The 18,174-nt window shown below is 37.3% G+C and carries 18 protein-coding genes and 1 tRNA gene; 16 read left to right on the top strand and 3 right to left on the bottom strand.

Going from position 1 to position 18,174, the window contains the following annotated elements; all coding sequences use genetic code 11:
- The first annotated feature begins 58 nt into the window (after nt 1-58).
- The 11 genes from pgp6 to ribD all read left to right on the top strand — a co-directional run bounded on the left by pgp6 (nt 59) and on the right by ribD (nt 10,684).
- Nucleotides 59-1,429 (top strand): peptidoglycan metallopeptidase Pgp6, encoded by a 1,371-nt coding sequence (gene pgp6, locus G6W45_RS01140; protein WP_194167242.1) that lies wholly within the window; start codon nt 59-61, stop codon nt 1,427-1,429.
- Between the two features lie 61 nt (nt 1,430-1,490).
- Complete coding sequence (gene lpxC, locus G6W45_RS01145) at nt 1,491-2,375, top strand: UDP-3-O-acyl-N-acetylglucosamine deacetylase (RefSeq protein ID WP_194167243.1); 885 nt, start codon at nt 1,491-1,493, stop codon at nt 2,373-2,375.
- Between the two features lie 41 nt (nt 2,376-2,416).
- Nucleotides 2,417-2,818, top strand: a complete 402-nt coding sequence (locus G6W45_RS01150; protein WP_194167244.1) for a glycoprotease — start codon at nt 2,417-2,419, stop codon at nt 2,816-2,818.
- Nucleotides 2,819-2,826: 8 nt separating this feature from the next.
- Entirely contained in the window at nt 2,827-3,711 is an 885-nt protein-coding gene (gene thrB / locus G6W45_RS01155; protein ID WP_194167245.1) for a homoserine kinase, read from the top strand.
- 21 nt (nt 3,712-3,732) lie between these two features.
- Nucleotides 3,733-3,987, top strand: coding sequence for a hypothetical protein (locus G6W45_RS01160; RefSeq protein ID WP_194167246.1), 255 nt, complete (start codon nt 3,733-3,735; stop codon nt 3,985-3,987).
- Nucleotides 3,974-6,622: a translation initiation factor IF-2 gene (infB, locus tag G6W45_RS01165; RefSeq protein ID WP_194167247.1), complete on the top strand. Its 2,649-nt coding sequence runs from the start codon at nt 3,974-3,976 to the stop codon at nt 6,620-6,622. The genes G6W45_RS01160 and infB overlap by 14 nt, the downstream gene beginning before the upstream one ends.
- Entirely contained in the window at nt 6,619-6,984 is a 366-nt protein-coding gene (rbfA, locus tag G6W45_RS01170; protein WP_004317240.1) for a 30S ribosome-binding factor RbfA, read from the top strand. Before infB ends, rbfA begins: the two co-directional genes overlap by 4 nt.
- Nucleotides 6,977-7,393, top strand: coding sequence for a ribosome maturation factor RimP (gene rimP / locus G6W45_RS01175; protein WP_021089627.1), 417 nt, complete (start codon nt 6,977-6,979; stop codon nt 7,391-7,393). Before rbfA ends, rimP begins: the two co-directional genes overlap by 8 nt.
- 1 nt (nt 7,394) lies before the next feature.
- A complete protein-coding gene (locus G6W45_RS01180; protein WP_194167248.1) occupies nt 7,395-9,044 on the top strand; it encodes a formate--tetrahydrofolate ligase in 1,650 nt (549 codons plus the stop codon).
- 11 nt (nt 9,045-9,055) lie between these two features.
- Nucleotides 9,056-9,607 carry a hypothetical protein gene (locus tag G6W45_RS01185; RefSeq protein WP_194167249.1) on the top strand — a complete coding sequence of 184 codons (552 nt, stop codon included), beginning with the start codon at nt 9,056-9,058 and terminating at the stop codon, nt 9,605-9,607.
- 15 nt (nt 9,608-9,622) lie between these two features.
- A complete protein-coding gene (gene ribD / locus G6W45_RS01190) occupies nt 9,623-10,684 on the top strand; it encodes a bifunctional diaminohydroxyphosphoribosylaminopyrimidine deaminase/5-amino-6-(5-phosphoribosylamino)uracil reductase RibD (protein ID WP_194167250.1) in 1,062 nt (353 codons plus the stop codon).
- On the opposite strand, the gene G6W45_RS01195 is transcribed toward ribD, so the two are convergent.
- From G6W45_RS01195 to G6W45_RS01205, 3 genes are all read right to left on the bottom strand, one after another.
- Nucleotides 10,681-11,544 (bottom strand): VIT1/CCC1 transporter family protein, encoded by an 864-nt coding sequence (locus G6W45_RS01195; protein ID WP_194167251.1) that lies wholly within the window; start codon nt 11,542-11,544, stop codon nt 10,681-10,683. The genes ribD and G6W45_RS01195 overlap by 4 nt on opposite strands.
- A gap of 54 nt (nt 11,545-11,598) precedes the next feature.
- A tRNA-Leu gene (locus G6W45_RS01200) sits at nt 11,599-11,683 on the bottom strand.
- Nucleotides 11,684-11,729: 46 nt separating this feature from the next.
- On the bottom strand, nt 11,730-12,032 hold the full coding sequence (locus tag G6W45_RS01205) for a F0F1 ATP synthase subunit C (protein WP_004317263.1): 303 nt from the start codon (nt 12,030-12,032) through the stop codon (nt 11,730-11,732).
- Nucleotides 12,033-12,237: 205 nt separating this feature from the next.
- Here G6W45_RS01205 and G6W45_RS01210 point away from each other — a divergent pair, with 205 nt between their 5' ends.
- The 5 genes from G6W45_RS01210 to G6W45_RS01230 are packed head-to-tail and all read left to right on the top strand — an operon-like array spanning nt 12,238 to nt 18,159.
- Nucleotides 12,238-13,584, top strand: a complete 1,347-nt coding sequence (locus G6W45_RS01210; RefSeq protein ID WP_194167252.1) for a sodium-dependent transporter — start codon at nt 12,238-12,240, stop codon at nt 13,582-13,584.
- Entirely contained in the window at nt 13,581-14,912 is a 1,332-nt protein-coding gene (locus tag G6W45_RS01215) for a sodium-dependent transporter (protein WP_194167253.1), read from the top strand. Before G6W45_RS01210 ends, G6W45_RS01215 begins: the two co-directional genes overlap by 4 nt.
- A complete protein-coding gene (locus G6W45_RS01220; protein ID WP_194167254.1) occupies nt 14,912-16,252 on the top strand; it encodes a sodium-dependent transporter in 1,341 nt (446 codons plus the stop codon). The genes G6W45_RS01215 and G6W45_RS01220 overlap by 1 nt, the downstream gene beginning before the upstream one ends.
- A gap of 9 nt (nt 16,253-16,261) precedes the next feature.
- Nucleotides 16,262-16,771 (top strand): TRAP transporter small permease subunit, encoded by a 510-nt coding sequence (locus G6W45_RS01225; protein ID WP_194167255.1) that lies wholly within the window; start codon nt 16,262-16,264, stop codon nt 16,769-16,771.
- Nucleotides 16,771-18,159: a TRAP transporter large permease gene (locus G6W45_RS01230; protein WP_107775911.1), complete on the top strand. Its 1,389-nt coding sequence runs from the start codon at nt 16,771-16,773 to the stop codon at nt 18,157-18,159. The genes G6W45_RS01225 and G6W45_RS01230 overlap by 1 nt, the downstream gene beginning before the upstream one ends.
- The last annotated feature ends 15 nt before the right edge of the window (nt 18,160-18,174 follow it).

The raw sequence follows: 18,174 nt of genomic DNA on the forward strand, positions 1-18,174 counted from the left end.
CTAAAAATTTATTGATTTACGTGTAAAATTTTGCAAATTAAATTTAAGGTAAAAATATATGAATAGACGTGGAGTTGGCGGATTTGGTATTGTTGTGCTTTTGCTAATTTTAATTTTAGCCGGTGGTTTTGGCTATGCTTTGATGTCAAAAGATTTTGAGCGAAATGAGCCGATAATCGGTGTTGCTGATAAAGTTTATTGGAATCTTAGAACCCCAATGAATATCAAATTTAAAGACGATAGTGGTATAAAATTTGTACGAATTAGTATGAATGATGGGAAAAATGATCTAAATTTATTAAATCAAATCATACAAAACCCAAGTACCGAGCTTGATGTAAATTTAACCTTTCCAAAGACTGGCTTTTTTGCTCAAAAAGATACCTATGAGATGAATATTGAAGCTGTAGATACTAGCAAATGGAGCTTTTTTACTGGCAATAAAGCTAGCAAAAAGGTTGAAGTAGTGCTTGATACTTCAAAGCCTGATCTTTACGTGCTTTCGCAGTCTTATTCTATCTCAAAAGGTGGTAGTGCTGTTGTGGTCTTTAGAGCAACTGATAATCAGCTAAAAGAGGTCTATGTCCAGACAAATTTTGGTAAGAAATTTAAGGCTGTTCCATTTTATAAAGAGGGCTTTTATGTAGCACTCGTTGCTTGGCCAGTTCAGGTTGAAAATTTTAGTGCTGAGGTCATCGCAAGAGACTTTGCAGGCAATGAAAGCAAGTCACATGTTAGGTATTTTTACGAAAATGTAAAGTATAAAACTTCAACTATTGCATTAAATGATAGATTTTTAGATGGTAAGATAGTTGATCTAACTGATCAATATGCAAAAGATCCAAGTGCGCTTTCAAGGCTTGAGAAAATGAGATTTGTCAATGAAACACTTAGAAACTCAAACGAAGAAAAAATAACAGCACTTACTACAAATCCTGGTGATGAGATGTTAACTGGCTTTAGTGTGACACCATTTTATCCACTAAGAAATGGTAAAAAAGTGGCTGACTTCGCCGATCACCGATACTATACATATAATAACGAGCAAGTAAGCGAATCTTGGCATATGGGAATAGACTTTGCAAGTGTGGCCGCAGCTCCTATTATAGCTAGCAATGCTGGTCGTGTTGTGCTAGCATCTGAAAATGGAATTTATGGATTAAATATTGTGATCGATCATGGATTTGGGCTTTATTCGCTTTATGGACACTGCTCAAGCACTAGAGTAAAAGAGGGTGATATGGTGGCAGCCGGTGATCAAATAGGTACTACTGGAACTAGTGGTCTTGCACTTGGTGATCATCTTCACTTTGGAATTTTAGTCCAAGGCGAAGAGGTGAGACCACAACAATGGATGGATAAAAAGTGGATAAAAGACAATATCACAAGTGTTTTAGATGCTGCAAAAGCGATGATAGACAAGAACTAAAAATTTGCAAAATTGATTTTTTAGTGCTATCATAAGCGGATTAAAAATATAAGGAAAATTCTTGAAACAAACTACTATCGCAAGACGCGTTGAGACCGTTGGTATAGGGCTTCATAAAGGTGAGCCGATAAGACTTATACTAGAACCTCTTGATGCAAATTCTGGTATTATTTTGCACCGCGAAGATCTTGGTATTAGTTTTAAAGCCGAACCTAAAAATGTGATAAATACGCAGATGGCAACCGTTGTTGGCAATGAAAAGGGCTTTATTAGTACGATTGAGCATCTAATGTCAGCCATAAATGGTTATGGCATTGATAATATTAGAATCTCTGTTGATGCAAATGAAATTCCAGTCATGGATGGCAGTGCGATAAGCTTTTGCATGCTACTTGATGAGGCTGGCATAAGATATCTTGATGCCGGTAAAAAAGTAATTCTTGTTAGACGTGAAGTTGAAGTCATTGAGGGTTCTAAATTTGTGCGAACTTCACCTTCAAGAAGTCCAAAATTTGACTATACGATAAAATTTGATCATCCAGTTATTGGTGAACAGAGATATGTTTTTGATTTTAGTAAAAGCTCGTTTATAAAAAATATAGCTCGTGCTAGAACTTTTGGCTTTTTGAAAGATTTACAACGTTTACAAGCTCAAAATTTAGCTCTTGGTGCATCGCTTGATAATGCCGTGGCAATCGATGATACGCATATCCTAAATCCAGAAGGTTTGAGATTTGAAAATGAGTTTGTAAGGCACAAAATTTTAGATGCGATTGGCGATTTAAGCTTACTTGGAGCGCCTTTGTTGGGCGATTATACAGCATTTGCTGGAAGCCATGACCTAAATCACAAATTAACTCTTGCTTTGATGTCCGATGAGAAAAACTACGAGATCTCAACTCTAAATGGTGAACTTCTAAAAGAGTATCAAAAGGTATTTGCATAGAAAATATTGAAATTTTAGTTGTCTCTTTATCGACTCCGCTCTTGGTTGGAGTCTATAAAGACGGCGTAAAATTTGATGAAATTACAACTGATGAACATGTCAGTGAAGCTTTGATAAAAATCTTAGAAAATTTATCCTCTAAATTTAATATCACAAAAATTATCTATGCAAATACGCCAGGCAGTTTTTTGGGGCTAAAGGTGGCCTATGTCATCTTAAAGACTTTCTCTTTAGCAAAGGGTTGCGAATTTTACGCCGTTAGTGGCTTTAGTTTAAATGGTCACCAAGCTATAAGAGCAAATAAAAATTTAAGTTTTGTTTTAAAAGATGGCAAAATTTTACTTGAAAAAGTGGAGCCAGTAGGATTTAGGTTGCCTTTAAATTTAGATGAATTAAAACTAAATTCAGATACACTTCCAGATTATATCATCCAAGCAGTTTAGGAGAAATTTTGAACATCTTAGTGCCTGCAACAAGTGCAAATTTGGGTCCTGGTTTTGATGCTTTGGGGCTTAGTTTGAAGCTTTTTAATAGTGTGAAAATCGAGCCAGCAAAATTTAGCTCAGTGTCGATAAACGGCGAAGGCAGTGGAAGTGTAAATTTAAAGAGAAACAATATATTCTTAAGTATTTTTAATGAAATTTTTTTTGAGCTAACTGGTAAAAATGAAAATTTTAGAGTCGTTTTTGAAAATAATATCCCATTTTCAAGGGGGCTTGGCAGTAGCTCTGCTGCTATCGTTGGGGCCATTGCTTCAGCGTACGAAATGGCTGGCTTTAAGGCAAGCAAAGAGACAGTTTTAAATAAAGCTATCATCTATGAAACCCATCCTGATAATATCTCGCCAGCAGTTCACGGTGGATTTATCAGCGCGATCGTAAAAAATGGTAATGTTTACGCAAATAAAATAAATTTAAGTGACGAGATAAAAGCAGTAGTTGTCATCCCAAATAAGCCAATGAGTACATCCTCGTCAAGACAAATTTTACCAAAGAACTATACGATGAAAGAGTGTGTAAATAACTTATCTCATGCCGCTTTTTTAACGTCTTGTTTTTATGAAAAAAAGTATGATCTCTTAAAAATAGCAAGCAAAGATTTGATGCATGAAGAGCGTAGAATGCACGCTTTAGAAGAACTTTTTGAAGTTAGAAAAGTAGCTTATGAAAATGGTGCTTTAATGAGCACGCTTTCAGGCTCAGGCTCAAGCTTTTTAAACATCTCTTATAAAGATGATGCTAAAAATTTACAAGATATTTTAAAGAGTAAATTTGGTGATTTTAGGGTTGAGATTTTTTCATTTGATAACGATGGATACGAAATTACGCAAAGCTAAAAACAAGTTTAAAAAGATATAATGAACAAAAATAATCCTGTAAGGACATGTGTCGCTTGTAAAATTAAAATTTCTCAGAGCTTGCTAAAAAGATACCGCTTGGTTGGTAAGAATTTAGAGTATGGCAAAGGAAATGGTCGTAGCTTTTATCTGTGTGACAAGTGTATACAAAAAGATATAAAAATTTTAAAAAAAATAATTGATAAACAAACTAAAGGTGCTTTTATTTGTGATGCACCGAAGTTAAAGGAGATACTCTTAAATGAGCAATGTTAGGATTTCAGAGATCGCAAACGAGCTTGGCTATCCAAGTAAAGAGATAGTAGAAAAAGCTCAAGAGTTAGGATTAAAAGTCAAAACTCACTCAAATGCAGTTAGCCTTGAAGAGGCCGAAGCTATATATGAATATGTTCAAACTGGCGTGATACCAGATAAATTTAAAAAGAAAAAGAGTGAACCTAAACCAAAAAAAGAGCCTAAAAAAGAAGTAGAAAAAGAGCCAGTAAAAAAAGAAGAAAAGCAAAAGAGTGAACCTAAAAAAGCTACTACTAAAACTGAGTCAAAGTCGGTAAAAGCTGAGCCTAAGAAAGAGGCACAAATTTTAGAAGAAAAACAAAAAATTGAGCCTAAAAAAGAAGAAATCAAAGTAGAGCAAAAACAAGTCGAAGCTCCAAGACCAAAAGAGAGCTTGGCCGATGTGACTCAAAAAAGACGTGGTCTTGTGATAGTAAAAAAGAAAAAAGACTATGAAGCGCCAATTGCTACAAAAGAAGAGAAAAAGCCTGAACCAAGCATAGCTAATATAAGCGATTTTAAAAGTATGTTTTCAGCAAATGATGAAAATTTAGCTAAGAAAAAGAAAAAAGATAAAAAAGTAGTTGTTGCAAGTAAAAAAGATAGTACTCAGAAGATGGACCTACTTGGCGGAAGTGACTTTGGTGATATCGTGTTAGAAGATGAAGATGTGGTTGTTCTTCCTGATTTTAGTTTTAAAACCCCAGGACCAGTACCTGCACAAAAGACAAAACAGCCAAATGTTATGAGAACTACGGTCAACAATACGATAAATTCATTTGGCGAAGGCGGCATTCAAAGAAGAGCTAGAAAAAAACACAAAAAGCCTGAAAATAAGCAAAACAATGAAGCGGTGACGTCTATAAATATTCCAAAAGAAATTCGTGTTTATGAATTTGCTGAAAAGCTAAACAAACAGCCAAGTGAGATCATAGGTAAGTTATTTATGCTTGGTATGATGACAACTAAAAATGACTTTTTGGATGAAGATGCGATAGAAATTTTGGCTGATGAGTTTAATGTAGAGGTTAATATCATCGACGATCAAAAAGAATTTGACTACGTAGCAGCCTATGAAGAAGAGATAAAAGACGATGAAAATCTCCAGCCAAGAGCACCAGTCATAACCATCATGGGTCACGTTGATCATGGTAAAACTTCATTGCTTGATTACATAAGAAAATCACGTGTAGCAGCAGGAGAGGCTGGTGGTATCACTCAGCATGTTGGTGCTTACATGGTAAATAAAAACGGCAAAAATATCACATTTATCGACACTCCAGGTCACGAAGCGTTTACTGCTATGCGTGCAAGAGGTGCTGGCGTGACTGACATAGTTATCATCGTAGTTGCAGCAGATGATGGCGTAAAACCACAAACAAAAGAGGCGGTTAGCCACGCAAAAGCCGCTGGCGTACCGATAATCATCGCAATAAACAAAATGGATAAAGAGTCAGCAAATCCTGACCTAGTAAAGACTGGTCTTGCCGAGCTTGATATCATGCCAACAGAGTGGGGCGGAAAGTATGAATTTGTGCCAATCTCTGCAAAAACAGGCATGGGCATAGATGATCTATTAGAGATCGTACTTTTACAAGCTGATCTTTTAGAGCTAAAAGCAAATCCAAAGGCAAATGCAAAAGCAACTGTTATCGAGAGCTCACTTCAAAAAGGTCGTGGCCCAGTAGCTACTATTATCGTTGAAAATGGCACGCTAAAGGTTGGCGACACTGTTGTTGCAGGCGTTGCGTATGGCAAGATAAGAAGCTTGCTTGATGATCAGGGTAGGCCATTAAAAGAGATAAAGCCAGGCGAATGTGGCGTGATAGTGGGCCTTAGCGAGATAGCAGAGGCTGGCGAGACGCTAATAGGCGTAAAAACTGATAAAGAAGCTCGTGAGTACGCACAGAAAAAGGCTGAATATATCCGCCAAAAAGAGCTTAGCAAGAGTACAAAGGTTAGTATCGATGAGCTTAGCGCTAAGATAGCTGAGGGTGAGCTAAAAACACTTCCAGTCATCATCAAAGCTGACGTTGGCGGCTCACTTGAGGCGCTAAAAGCAAGCCTAGAAAAACTAGCAAATGATGAGATCAGAGTAAATGTGATCCACTCAGGCGTTGGCGGTATTACACAAAGCGACGTTGCACTTGCAAGCGCAAGTAACGACTGTATCATCCTTGGCTTTAACATAAGGCCAACTGGCGAGATAAAAGAGAAGGCAAAAGAGAGCGGCGTCGAGATAAAAACTTACAATGTTATTTATAATCTAATCGACGATGTGAAGGCGATTTTAGGCGGACTAATGTCGCCGATCATCAGAGAAGAGCAGCTTGGTCAAGCACAGGTTCGCCAAGTGATCCACGTGCCAAAAGTTGGCACTATCGCTGGATGTATCGTCACTGAGGGCACGATAAACAGAGGTGCAAAAATTCGCCTTATTAGAGAAGGTGTGGTCGTTTATGAGGGCTTAGTTAGCTCACTAAAACGCTTCAAAGATGACGTCAAAGAGGTTGCTAAAGGCTACGAGTGTGGCGTTGGTATCGAAAATTTCAACGACATTAGAGAAAATGACTACATCGAAAGTTTCAAAGAAGTCAAGGAGAAAGCTACTCTATGAACGCTAACGAAATAAAGCGTATGAGAACAGAGAGCGTGCTAAAAGAGCTCATACCAGAGGCTCTAGCCACTCTTGAAGATAGCATTTTAAAGGGACTTTGCGTCACTGACGTCGAGTGCAAAAAGGGCAGATACGATGCCTTTGTCTATCTTGACAAGATGATGTTTGATGAGCGCGAGCAAGAGTATATTTTGGGTCATCTAAAGCGCGTTTGCAGGCATTTGCAAAACCACTGCATGGCGGCTGAGGGCTGGTATAGATGTCCAAATTTTCACTTTAAATTTGACGATAGATTAGAGTATCAAAACCATATGGATAAGTTGTTTGATAAAATTTCAAAGGATTTAAACAAAAATGGATAATTTAGACAAACTAGTACGCGAATGCGGCGTCGAGCTTTACGATAGTGAGATCGCAAATGAAAATGGCAGGGCTATTTTTAGAGTTTATATCACAAAAGATGGCGGAGTGAGCCTTGATGATTGCGAAAAAGTAAGTCGTCTGCTCTCGCCTATCTTTGACGTGACACCGCCAGTTAGCGGGGATTATAACCTTGAGGTTAGCTCGCCTGGCCTTGAGAGAAAGCTTAGCAAGCCATCTCATTTTAAAGCGAGCGTTGGCGAGCTTGTAAAAGTTCAAACCGAGGCTGAAAAATTTGCAGGAAGGCTCGTAAAAGCGGACGAAGAGAGCATCGCAGTAGAAAACGAAGAGGGAATTTTTGAGATCAACATCAGTGAGATAAAAAAAGCAAAAACATATTTGGAGTGGTAAAATGCTAAGCGACATCGAGATAACTCACCAAACAAAACTTGAACACATCAGTAAAGTTGCCGCAAGACTAGGCTTAAACGAAGACGAGCTTGAGCTTTACGGTAAATTTAAGGCCAAAATTTCCCCTAGACTTGAGCCATCAAATTCAAAGCTCATCTTAGTCACTGCGACTAATCCAACCCCGTATGGCGAGGGCAAAACGACTATGTCGATCGGCCTAGCTGACGCACTAAATTCACTTGGTAAAAAAGTCTGCCTAGCACTTCGCGAACCATCTCTTGGACCAGTTTTTGGCATAAAGGGTGGAGCAGCAGGTGGTGGCTACTCGCAGCTTGCGCCGATGGAGGATCTAAATTTACACTTCACTGGCGATTTTCACGCTATAACATCGGCAAATAACCTGATTTCAGCGATGATAGATAATAGTCTCTATCAAGAAAACCCACTAAAAATCGAGAAAATTTTATGGAAGCGCTGTATGGATATGAATGACCGCGCGCTTAGATTTATCACTGTGGGCCAGGGCGGCAGAACGGATGGCGTGCCAAGAGAAGATGGCTTTAACATCACCGCCGCAAGCGAGATCATGGCTGTGCTTTGTCTAGCCACAAGCCTTTCTGATCTAAAAGAGCGCGTGGCAAACATCATGGTTGCTTACGATAGCGATAAAAAGCCTATCTATGTGCGTGATCTAGGCTGCCAAGACGCTGTTTGCATACTTTTAAAAGATGCGATCAAACCAAATTTATTTCAAACACTAGAGCACACACCTACGCTCGTTCATGGTGGCCCATTTGCAAACATCGCACATGGCTGTAACTCAGTCATTGCAACAAAAACAGCTCTAAATTTGGCTGACTATGTCATCACTGAAGCTGGCTTTGGCTCGGAGCTTGGCGCGGAGAAATTTTTAGATATAAAATGCAGGGTTGCTGAGATTAAACCAAGCGCTGTGGTGCTTGTAAGCACGATCAGATCGCTAAAATATAACGGCGAAGCAAATAAAGACGAGATCACAAAACCAGATATGAATGCACTTAAAAAAGGCATCGAAAACCTTGGCGGACACATCGAAAATTTAAAAGGTAAATTTGGTCAAAACGTGGTTGTGGCGCTTAATAAATTTGGCTTTGACACTGATGAAGAGATAAATTTCGTAAAAGAGTACTGCCGTGAGCTTGGCGTAGAAGTGGCAGTTTGTGAGAATTTCTTAAAAGGTGGCAAAGGCGCACTTGAGCTAGCTGAGCTAGTTTTAAAAGCGTGCGATAAGCCAAGTAAGATAAATTTCACATACGAGATGAGCGACGATACGAAAACTAAAATAGAAAAGGTCGCTAAGGAAATTTATGGAGCTGGCGAGGTGGTCTTTGAAGAGGCCGCTCTTAAAAAGCTTGAGATGATAAAAGAGCTAAATTTGAGCCATTTGCCAGTTTGTATCGCAAAAACTCAGTATTCATTTAGTGATGAGGCGAAGCTTTTGGGTAGAGCAAAGGGCTTTACATTTAGCGTAAAAGACCTTGATATTAGAACTGGGGCTGGCTTTATCGTCGCAGTTTGTGGTAAGATCATGCTAATGCCAGGACTTCCAAAAGTGCCAGCCGCTGTCAATATGAAGATAGACGCAGACGGAAAGATCGACGGCTTGTCGTAAATTTAGAAAATATGAAATTTGTAAAAATACTCTTTTTAATAGTTTTAAGTGTTTTCTTCGTTGGATGTGGGGGAAGATATAAATATAATGTTGAGCCAACGCCGATACAAAAAGGCGTGACTAAATACATTGTTAGCGATTTTAACCTAACATTGACAAATCAACCAACTAGATATGAGCACAACACTAACTATAAAAACGAAAGCGAACTTCGTGATGAGTTTGTGGAATTTATAAACAAACATCTAAAAGAGCAGGGCATTTTAGGGGACGAAAATAGCTTCAAGATAAAAATACAAATGGACTATGAAAGATGGTTTAACTGGGGTGGCAAGGCGTTAAACAAGCCACACTTTCGCTATAGCGTGAAAATTTATGATAACGATGATAGGCTTTTGGTCTCTTACTCTATACCAGCCTCTACAACGAAATATAGCTATTTTAAAGAGATCGCGGTTTTGGCAGAGATTGCTGCTTTTAGGTGGGACGCAGAGGATGAGCCGACCGATATCGACTTGATCTCAAAAACTCTTGTTGATGAGATAAAAGATATAGGAAAATAAATATAGTCTGCTAAGATGAACGACGAATTTTACATGGATCTTGCTTTAAGCGAGGCTTGGAAATTTCAAATATTAACCTATCCAAATCCGGCCGTTGGATGCCTTATCCTTGATGAAAATGGTCAAATTTTATCTTGCAAGGCTCATGAAAAAGCTGGATATTTACACGCTGAACCGACAGCGATACTCTTTGCGCTTTGCAAAAAAAGTGAAAAATTTAAAGATGATTTTATAAAAGCGTATAACGATAAATTTAGCTCTAATATAAAAGAGGGCGAATTTGGCCTTTTGGAGCCAAAATTTACCTATGAACTTATACTAAAAAATCACTCAAATTTACTAAAAAATGCAAAAGCTTACGTCACTCTTGAGCCTTGCTTACATCATGGTAAAACGCCACCTTGTGCAATTTTGCTAAAAGAGCTTGGTTTTAGAGAGGTGATAATAGGCAGTCACGATGAAAATAAAATAGCAAGTGGTGGTGGAAATTTACTTCAAAGTACTGGGCTGAAAGTTAAATTTGGTGTTTTAAAAGAGCGTTGCGATAAGCTACTTGAGCCATTTTTGGCCTATCAAAATGGTGGATTTAGCTTTTTAAAAATCGCTCTTAGTAAAAACGGCGTGGCAAGTGGCGGCATCATCACAAATGAGCTTAGCCGCACGCACGTCCATAAACTAAGAAGCGTCATAGATACGCTAATAATTGGCGGCAACACAGTGCGAATAGACCGACCAAAGCTTGATAGTAGGCTAGTAAGTGGCGGCAAAAATCCAGATGTCATAATCTACTCAAGAAGTGATGAATTTGATAAGACAATACCACTTTTTAATGTGCCAGGGCGCAAAGTTAGTATTCAAAAAGAGCTTAGTTTAAAAGGACTTAGTATGTTTGAAGGTGCTGGTGAGTTTTTAAAACTTGCAAAAGATGGCAAGCTAGCAAACGTAAAATGGCTACTTATCTATCAAAGCTCAAATTTTAAGGATGGTAAAAGCTTGAGCCTTGATCTAAATTTAAAACCACTATTTAGTGGGAATTTTGGAAACGATAGCTACACTTGGTATGAAATTTTGGATTAAATATCTAGGCCAAAATAGTGCTTAACTAAAAAGCCAATGCCAAATGAAATGATCGCAACACCAAAAGTTATTACACACATTTCAATTACTCTTGGTAAAAATTTAAGCTCTTTTGCCACGCTTATGTAAAAGTTGTAAGTGATAATGGCAACAAAGGCAAAGAAAAACATCGACAAGACAGCGTAAAGACTGCTTGAAAAAATAAAAAATGGAAGTATCAAAAACGTCGTTGTTATGATGTACGAACCACCTGTGTAGAGCGAATAGGTAAGCGGTTTGATCTCGTCGCTTGGATTTTCTTTTGACTCAAGATAGGCCGACCCTGCCATAGAAAGAGCAGCTGCAATGCCCATGATAAGGCCTGTCGCACCAACTGATTTTGTATTTGAAAAAGCAAGTGCGATACCACTTAGTGTGCCAGTTAGCTCAACTAATGCGTCATTCATACCAAGAACAATGCCACCAGCATTGACTAGTTTCGTATCTTTTAACATAGAGATTAAATTGTTTTCATGATTTACTTCTTCTTCATAAATATCTCTAGCTTCAGGATACTCATCAACAATACCAAGATAAAATTGCTCTGCGTCTTCTTCGCGTGACTCCATAAATTTTAAAGTAAAAGATGTACCAAAAATTTTAACGAGTATCGTATAGAAGATAACTTTGAATAAATTTGCAGTTCTACTCTCACCTGTTATCTTTTGGCAAAAAGCATAGTGTCGTTTTTCTTCAGTGATTAATTTACGAAGTATTTTTTTATTTTCTTCATTTTTTTCACTAACTTCGAGTAACGTATAGATGGCGGTATCATCTGCTTCATTTTGTAGCTGTTTTAAAGCACGCTTTTTATCTAGCATAAATTCCCCTTTTTAAATTTTGTAAGATTTTGGATTTTGAAGTGTAAGATTAGATGGTGCGATCAGCGAGATTCGAACTCGCACACCTAGCGGCACTACCCCCTCAAGATAGCGTGTCTACCAATTCCACCATGATCGCAAAAAGAGTAAAAGCCCCAAAAAGGGGCTAAATTTAAGCTTTACGCTTAGCCAAGCATTGGGTTTGCGTAAAGAACGATAAGCGTAATAACAAGTGCGTAGATAACTTGTGCTTCGATCATTGCAAGAGCGATAAACATTGTAGTCATAAGTTTGCTACCAACACCTGGGTTTCTAGCTGTTCCGCTAATTGTTGCAGCAGCTGTATTGCCCATACCAATAGCGCCACCAAGAGCTGCAAGACCAAGGCCAATACCACCAGCGATAACTGAATATGATCTAATCATCTCGCCGTCAGCGCCAAATGCGAATGCAGCAAGACCAAGAATTAAAAACACGATCTTTTTCATCGTTGCTCCTTTAAAATTTTAAAGCTCTTTCGGATCTGTCCCCTACTTAAACTTTATGAGCCGTAATATTACAAAAACAAAACTTTGTTTCAAATAAAAACACTAAAAATTTAAATTGCCCATAAAAAATTCTTGGCTTAGAAAAATAAAAGTTTTTTTATGTTATCTTTAAAAAAATTAATTTATTCTTAATCTCAGGTAATCAATGATAAATGAAAAATTTTCAAAAATAGGCTTTGTTCTTGCTATGGCGGGATCGGCTGTTGGACTTGGTAATGCATGGAAATTTCCAACAATGGTAGGAAACAACGGCGGTTCAGCATTTATAATTTTATATTTACTCCTTACATTTGCTATCGCATTTGTGGCGTTTTTAGCAGAGCTTAGTATCGGCAAGCTTGGCGAAAGCGACGTAGTAAGCTCCATTTATAAACTTGCTCCAAAACATAAAACAATATGGTCCCTTTCAGGCTTTTTTATGATAGGAGCGATACTTATTGCTTCATTTTATATGGTAGTTATTGGCTGGATTTTAAAGTATATCTATCTTAGTTTTTCGCCGCTTTTATCTGACACAAAAGAGGCTGCAACGCAGTTTAATACACTTTTGGCAAATGATCTAACCAGTGCTGTGCTTTGCTTTAGTCTAGTCTTTTTAATGGTATTTTTTGCTGTTTCAAAAGGTGTGAAAAGTGGCATTGAAAAGCTAAATATCTGGATGATGCCGAGTCTTTTTATACTGCTTGTTTGTATACTTTTTTATGCAATTAGTATGGGTGATGGCTTTGTTAAGGCGGCTAAATTTTTATTTGTACCAAATTTTAGCGCGATCACGCCAGATGTTATTTTACAAGCTCTTGGACTCGCGTTCTTCTCGCTATCTATGGGCGTTGGTGTAATACCGACATACGCTGCAAATTTACCAGAGCAGACAAATCTTATAAAATCAACGCTTTCTATCATCTTTATAAACATATTAATAGGCATTATGATGGGACTTGTGGTCTTTACGTTTATATTTGCTTATGGAGCTGATAGCACGGCAAGTGGCCCGGGGCTTATTTTTATCTCACTTGTTACACTTTTTGCAAAGCTTGGGATAGTTGGCAATGTCATGGCCATCGCATTTTTTGTTTCACTTTTATTTGCTGGTGTTACAAGTGCTGTTTCGATGATTGAACCATTTGCTTATTATTTGGTTAGAAAATTTGAAATTTCACGCAAAATGGCTCTTGTTTATATTGGAATTTTTGTCTATATTTTAGGCCTTTTTTGTATTTTTTCATATTATGCGCAGACGGCTAATATCTTTAGTATTTTTGGTAAGCCAGTCTTTGATGCACTTGATTTTCTTACTTCAAATATAATGATGCCAATAGGTGCCATAATTTTTAGTTTTTTTGTTGGCTATAAACTTAAAAAAGAGAGCCTATATCTACTCTTTGGTGAATTTATGGGAAAAGTATTTTTTGAAATTTGGTACTTCACTCTAAGATACATCGTTCCAGTTGCAATTTGTGCCATCATGATCTATCAAATAGCAGGTAAATGATGGATAGATTTAGTAAAGTTGGTTTTGTTCTATCTATCATTGGAGCAGCTATTGGCCTTGGTAATGCGTGGAAATTTCCATATATGGTCGGTAGTAATGGTGGTTCAGCGTTTATACTTATATATCTATTTTTTGCTTTTGTCGTTGGGCTTAGCATATTTTTTGCCGAGATGGCGATGGGTAAAATTTCTCGTCTTGATACGGTTGGAGCGTTTAAAAGTCTAGCTACAAAGGGAGCAAATTCTTGGAAATTTGCCGGTATTGTGATGGTGACAGGGATATTCATTGCATCTTTTTACACGCTTATTATCGGTTGGGTTTTAAAATACGCTATCTTAAGTCTTGGTGAGCTTCCAAAAAATATGGCAAGCTCAGAAGCGCTTTTTGTAAATTTTACTTCAAAGGGCATAGAGGAGCAAATTTTGTATTTTAGTATCGCCTTTTTTGCCTACTTTTTTATACTTACAAAAGGTATAAAAAGCGGAATAGAGCGTATAAATGTATATCTTATTCCGGCACTTTTTATTTTGCTTTTGCTTATGCTTGGCTACTCTTTTGGCATGAATGGATTTGATGAGGCGGCTAAATTTTTACTTGTGCCAGACTTTTCAAAGATAGATCAAGGCGCTATCTTAAATGCTCTTGGATTAGCTTTTTTTACGATGTGTATTGGCATTGGCTGCATTTTAACCTACTCATCAAGCCTAGGCAATGATACAAATTTATTTACTTCATCACTTTATGTAGTCTTTGCAAATATAATTATTAGCGTAATTATAGGACTTATAGTTTTTACATTCACCTATGAATTTGGCTCAGAGCCATCAAAGGGTGCAGGGTTAGCATTTATCTCGCTTCCAACGCTTTTTGCAAAGCTTGGTTTGCTTGGAAATTTCTTGGCTTTTGCATTTTTTACATCTTTATTTTTTGCTGGTATAACATCGGTTATTTCGCTAGTCGAGCCATTTATATTTTTTTTAAATAAAAGCTTGGGACTTAGTAGAAATAGATCAATTATCATTGTCGGTGCCGTAGTTTATGTTTTAGGGATTTTATGTGCGTTAAGCGGCATTGGCGATTTTAAGGAGTCACTTACATTTTTTGGTAAGAGCTTTTTTGATCTGCTTGATTATCTTAGCTCAAACATTATGCTACCACTTGGTGGCATTATATTTGCCATTTTTGTTGGGTACTTTATGAAATTTGAGCTTTTAAAAGAGCTATTCTTGCCTTATATGGGTGAGATTGTTTTTAAAATTTGGTATTTTTTAATAAGGTTTGTAGCACCAGTTCTAGTTTTTGTGGTGCTAGTAAGGGAGATTGCATAATGGCAAAAGAACAGTTTTCTAAAATAGGTTATGTTTTAGCAGTTGCAGGGTCAGCTGTTGGACTTGGCAATGCGTGGAAATTTCCATATATGGTCGGTGAAAATGGTGGATCAGCATTTGTTATTTTATATCTTTTGATAACGTTTTTAGTTGGCATACCTATCTTTATGGCAGAGCTAAGTATTGGCAAACTTAGTGAGAGCGATAGTGTAAATGCCTTTAGAAAGTTAGCGAATAAAAATAAAAATTTATGGCAGCTGGTTGGAATTTTAGCTATGGTAACCGCAGCTATAATCTCATCTTATTATATTGTAATCATCGGCTGGGTCTTTAAGTATTTCACGCTATCTTTTACCGGTCTTCCAAACGATATAGAAAGCTCAAAAGTAATATTTAATGAGCTTCTTATGCATGGTCTTGGTGAGCAGACGCTTTATTTTGTCATAGCATTTGTAGCTTGCTTTTTTATCCTTTCAAAAGGAGTGAAAAGTGGCATTGAAAAGCTAAATGTTTGGATGATGCCAAGCCTATTTATCATGGTTTTAATCATGCTTATCTTTTCTATGACGATGAATGGCTTTACAAAATCTGCAGAGTTTTTACTTGTTCCTGACTTTAGTAAAATTTCATTTAACTCGCTCTTGCTTGCTCTTGGGCTTGCTTTTTGGACACTATCTCTTGGTATGGCAGCGATCATTACATATTCAGCTAGCCTAAGCGACGATACAAATTTAGCCACTTCTACGCTAAGTATCGTCTTTATAAATATCGTCTTAGCCATTATGATGGGTCTTGTTATCTTTACATTTATATTTGAATTTGGCGCAGAGCCGTCTCAAGGACCAGGACTTGTCTTTATCTCGCTTCCAACGCTCTTTGCTAAGCTTGGTGTGATAGGTCAAATTTTAGCTGTGGCATTTTTTGCTGCACTTATCTTTGCTGGTATTACTTCAGCTATCTCTATCGTAGAGCCGTTTGTATTTTTCTTGATCAGAGAGTATGGCATTAGCAGGATAAAAGCTCTTAGCATAGTTGGAGCTGGTGTTTTTGTATTGGGATTTTTATGTCTTTTATCAAATATAGAAAATGTTGGCGACAAATTTATGCTCTTTGGTAAAAATTTCTTTGATTTTCTTGATTTTACCGCTTCAAATGTTCTGCTTCCAATTAGTGGTATTGGTGGAGCGATATTTGTTGGATATTTTATGAAAAGAGAAGCACTTTATGTGTTATTTAGCCCATATATGAGCGACTTTGTATTTAGTGCATGGTATTTTTTATTAAGATATGTGGCGCCAGTTTGCGTATTTATCATCATGATAAATAAATTGTTTTTTTAAGGGTTGGTTATGCAAAAAGTTGAGAAATTTTTTGATAAGGTTGGCGATATAGTCGGCTATATTTGCATGTTTATTATGGCTTTGATGATAATGGACGTCTTTTTTAACGTTGTGGCAAGATATTTTTTCTCTTATGGAAACGTTGCATTTCAGGAGCTTGAGTGGCATTTTTTTGCTGTAATATTTTTGCTTGGCATGAGCTATGCATTAAAAGAAGATGCACATGTTAGAGTTGATATCTTTTATGCTAAATTTTCACCAAAAAATAAAGCTCTTGTAAATATGATAGGAACTGTTATTTTTGTAATTCCATTTGCACTTTTAGTTTCAAATTTATCGTTTGAATTTGTGAGTGATGCTTATACTTCAGCTGAAGCTAGTGCGGATCCAGGCGGTCTTACTCACAGATGGATCATAAAAGCACTTATTCCTTTTTCTTTTTATCTACTTGTATTTTTTGCGATCGGCTTTTTTATAAGAAATTTTAATCTTTACAAAAAAGCTAAAAAGGGGGAATAATGGCTGGTTTGATAATGTTTATAGCTGCGCTTTTGATGCTAGGCATTGGCTTTCCGGTAGCCTTTACCTTTGGTGCGGTTTCGATGATATTTGGCATGATTGGTAGTATTGTTGAGAGCATTGGAGACGGAGATGGGCTACTTGGAAGTATCGAAGTTTTCAAAGATATGTTTAACTTCATGCCTTATAGAATTTTCTCTATCATGGAGAGTAGAATTTTTATAGCAGTTCCACTCTTTGTCTTTATGGGTGTCGTACTTCAAAAGTCAAAGCTAGCTGAGAGACTGCTTGAGAGTATGGGTATGCTTTTTGGAGAAATTCGCGGAGGTATTGCTATTAGCACTATCTTGGTTGGAGCACTTCTTGCAGCTTCAACTGGTGTTGTTGGTGCAAGTGTCGTTGCAATGGGTGTTATAAGCTTGCCTGTTATGTTAAAGTATAAATACGACCAAGCGCTAGGTTGTGGCACTATATGTGCCGCTGGTACGCTTGGACAGATCATTCCACCTTCTATCGTGCTGATTATCTTGGGTGATATATTTTCAGTGCCAGTTGGTGAGCTTTTTCATCAAGCCATCATCCCAGGACTCACACTAGTTGCCGTTTATATTATTTATATTTTGATTGTTGCTTATTTGAAACCAGATACCGCACCGGTAGTAAAAGATGAGAGCGGTGTTAGTAAATTTAAGCAGATTATGAGAGCACTAATCGCTATCTTTCCACCGCTTTTACTTGTTATTTGTGTATTGGGCTCTATATTTGCAGGTATCGCTACACCAACTGAAAGTTCAGCTTTTGGCTGCGTTGGAGCCATTATTTTAGCTATTTTTTATAGGACATTTTCATTTTCTATGATAAAAGAGGCATTGGCAGAAAGCGTAAAAACTACAGCACTTGTCTTTGCCATACTTGTTGGTGCGACAGCCTTTTCTATGGTATTTAGTTATACTGGTGGAGATGAGATTGTTGAAAAATTTATGACAAATTTACCAGGCGAGAAGTGGGGCTTTATTATTTTTAGTATGGTTGTCATCTTTGTGCTTGGCTTTTTTATCGACTTTGTTGAAATTTCATACATTGTGCTTCCTATCTTGGTGCCAATAGCTGCAAAGCTTGGTATAAATCCAATTTATCTAGCAATCTTAGTTGCGATGAATTTGCAAACTTCATTCCTAACGCCGCCATTTGGTTTTAGCTTATTTTTCCTAAGATCAGTCGCACCATCTGAGATAAAAACGACTGCTATTTATAAAGGTGTTGTGCCTTATATTTTTATTCAGCTTGCTGTACTTGTATTTTTCTGCGTCTTTCTAATGGAATTAAAGCCAATGCTTGATGCGAGCCACGGCGGATTATTAAACTTCTTGCTCTCACTCTTTAAATGATATAAAAGTTTTTGG

Source organism: Campylobacter concisus, assembly GCF_015229955.1.
GTDB lineage: Bacteria > Campylobacterota > Campylobacteria > Campylobacterales > Campylobacteraceae > Campylobacter_A > Campylobacter_A concisus_AT.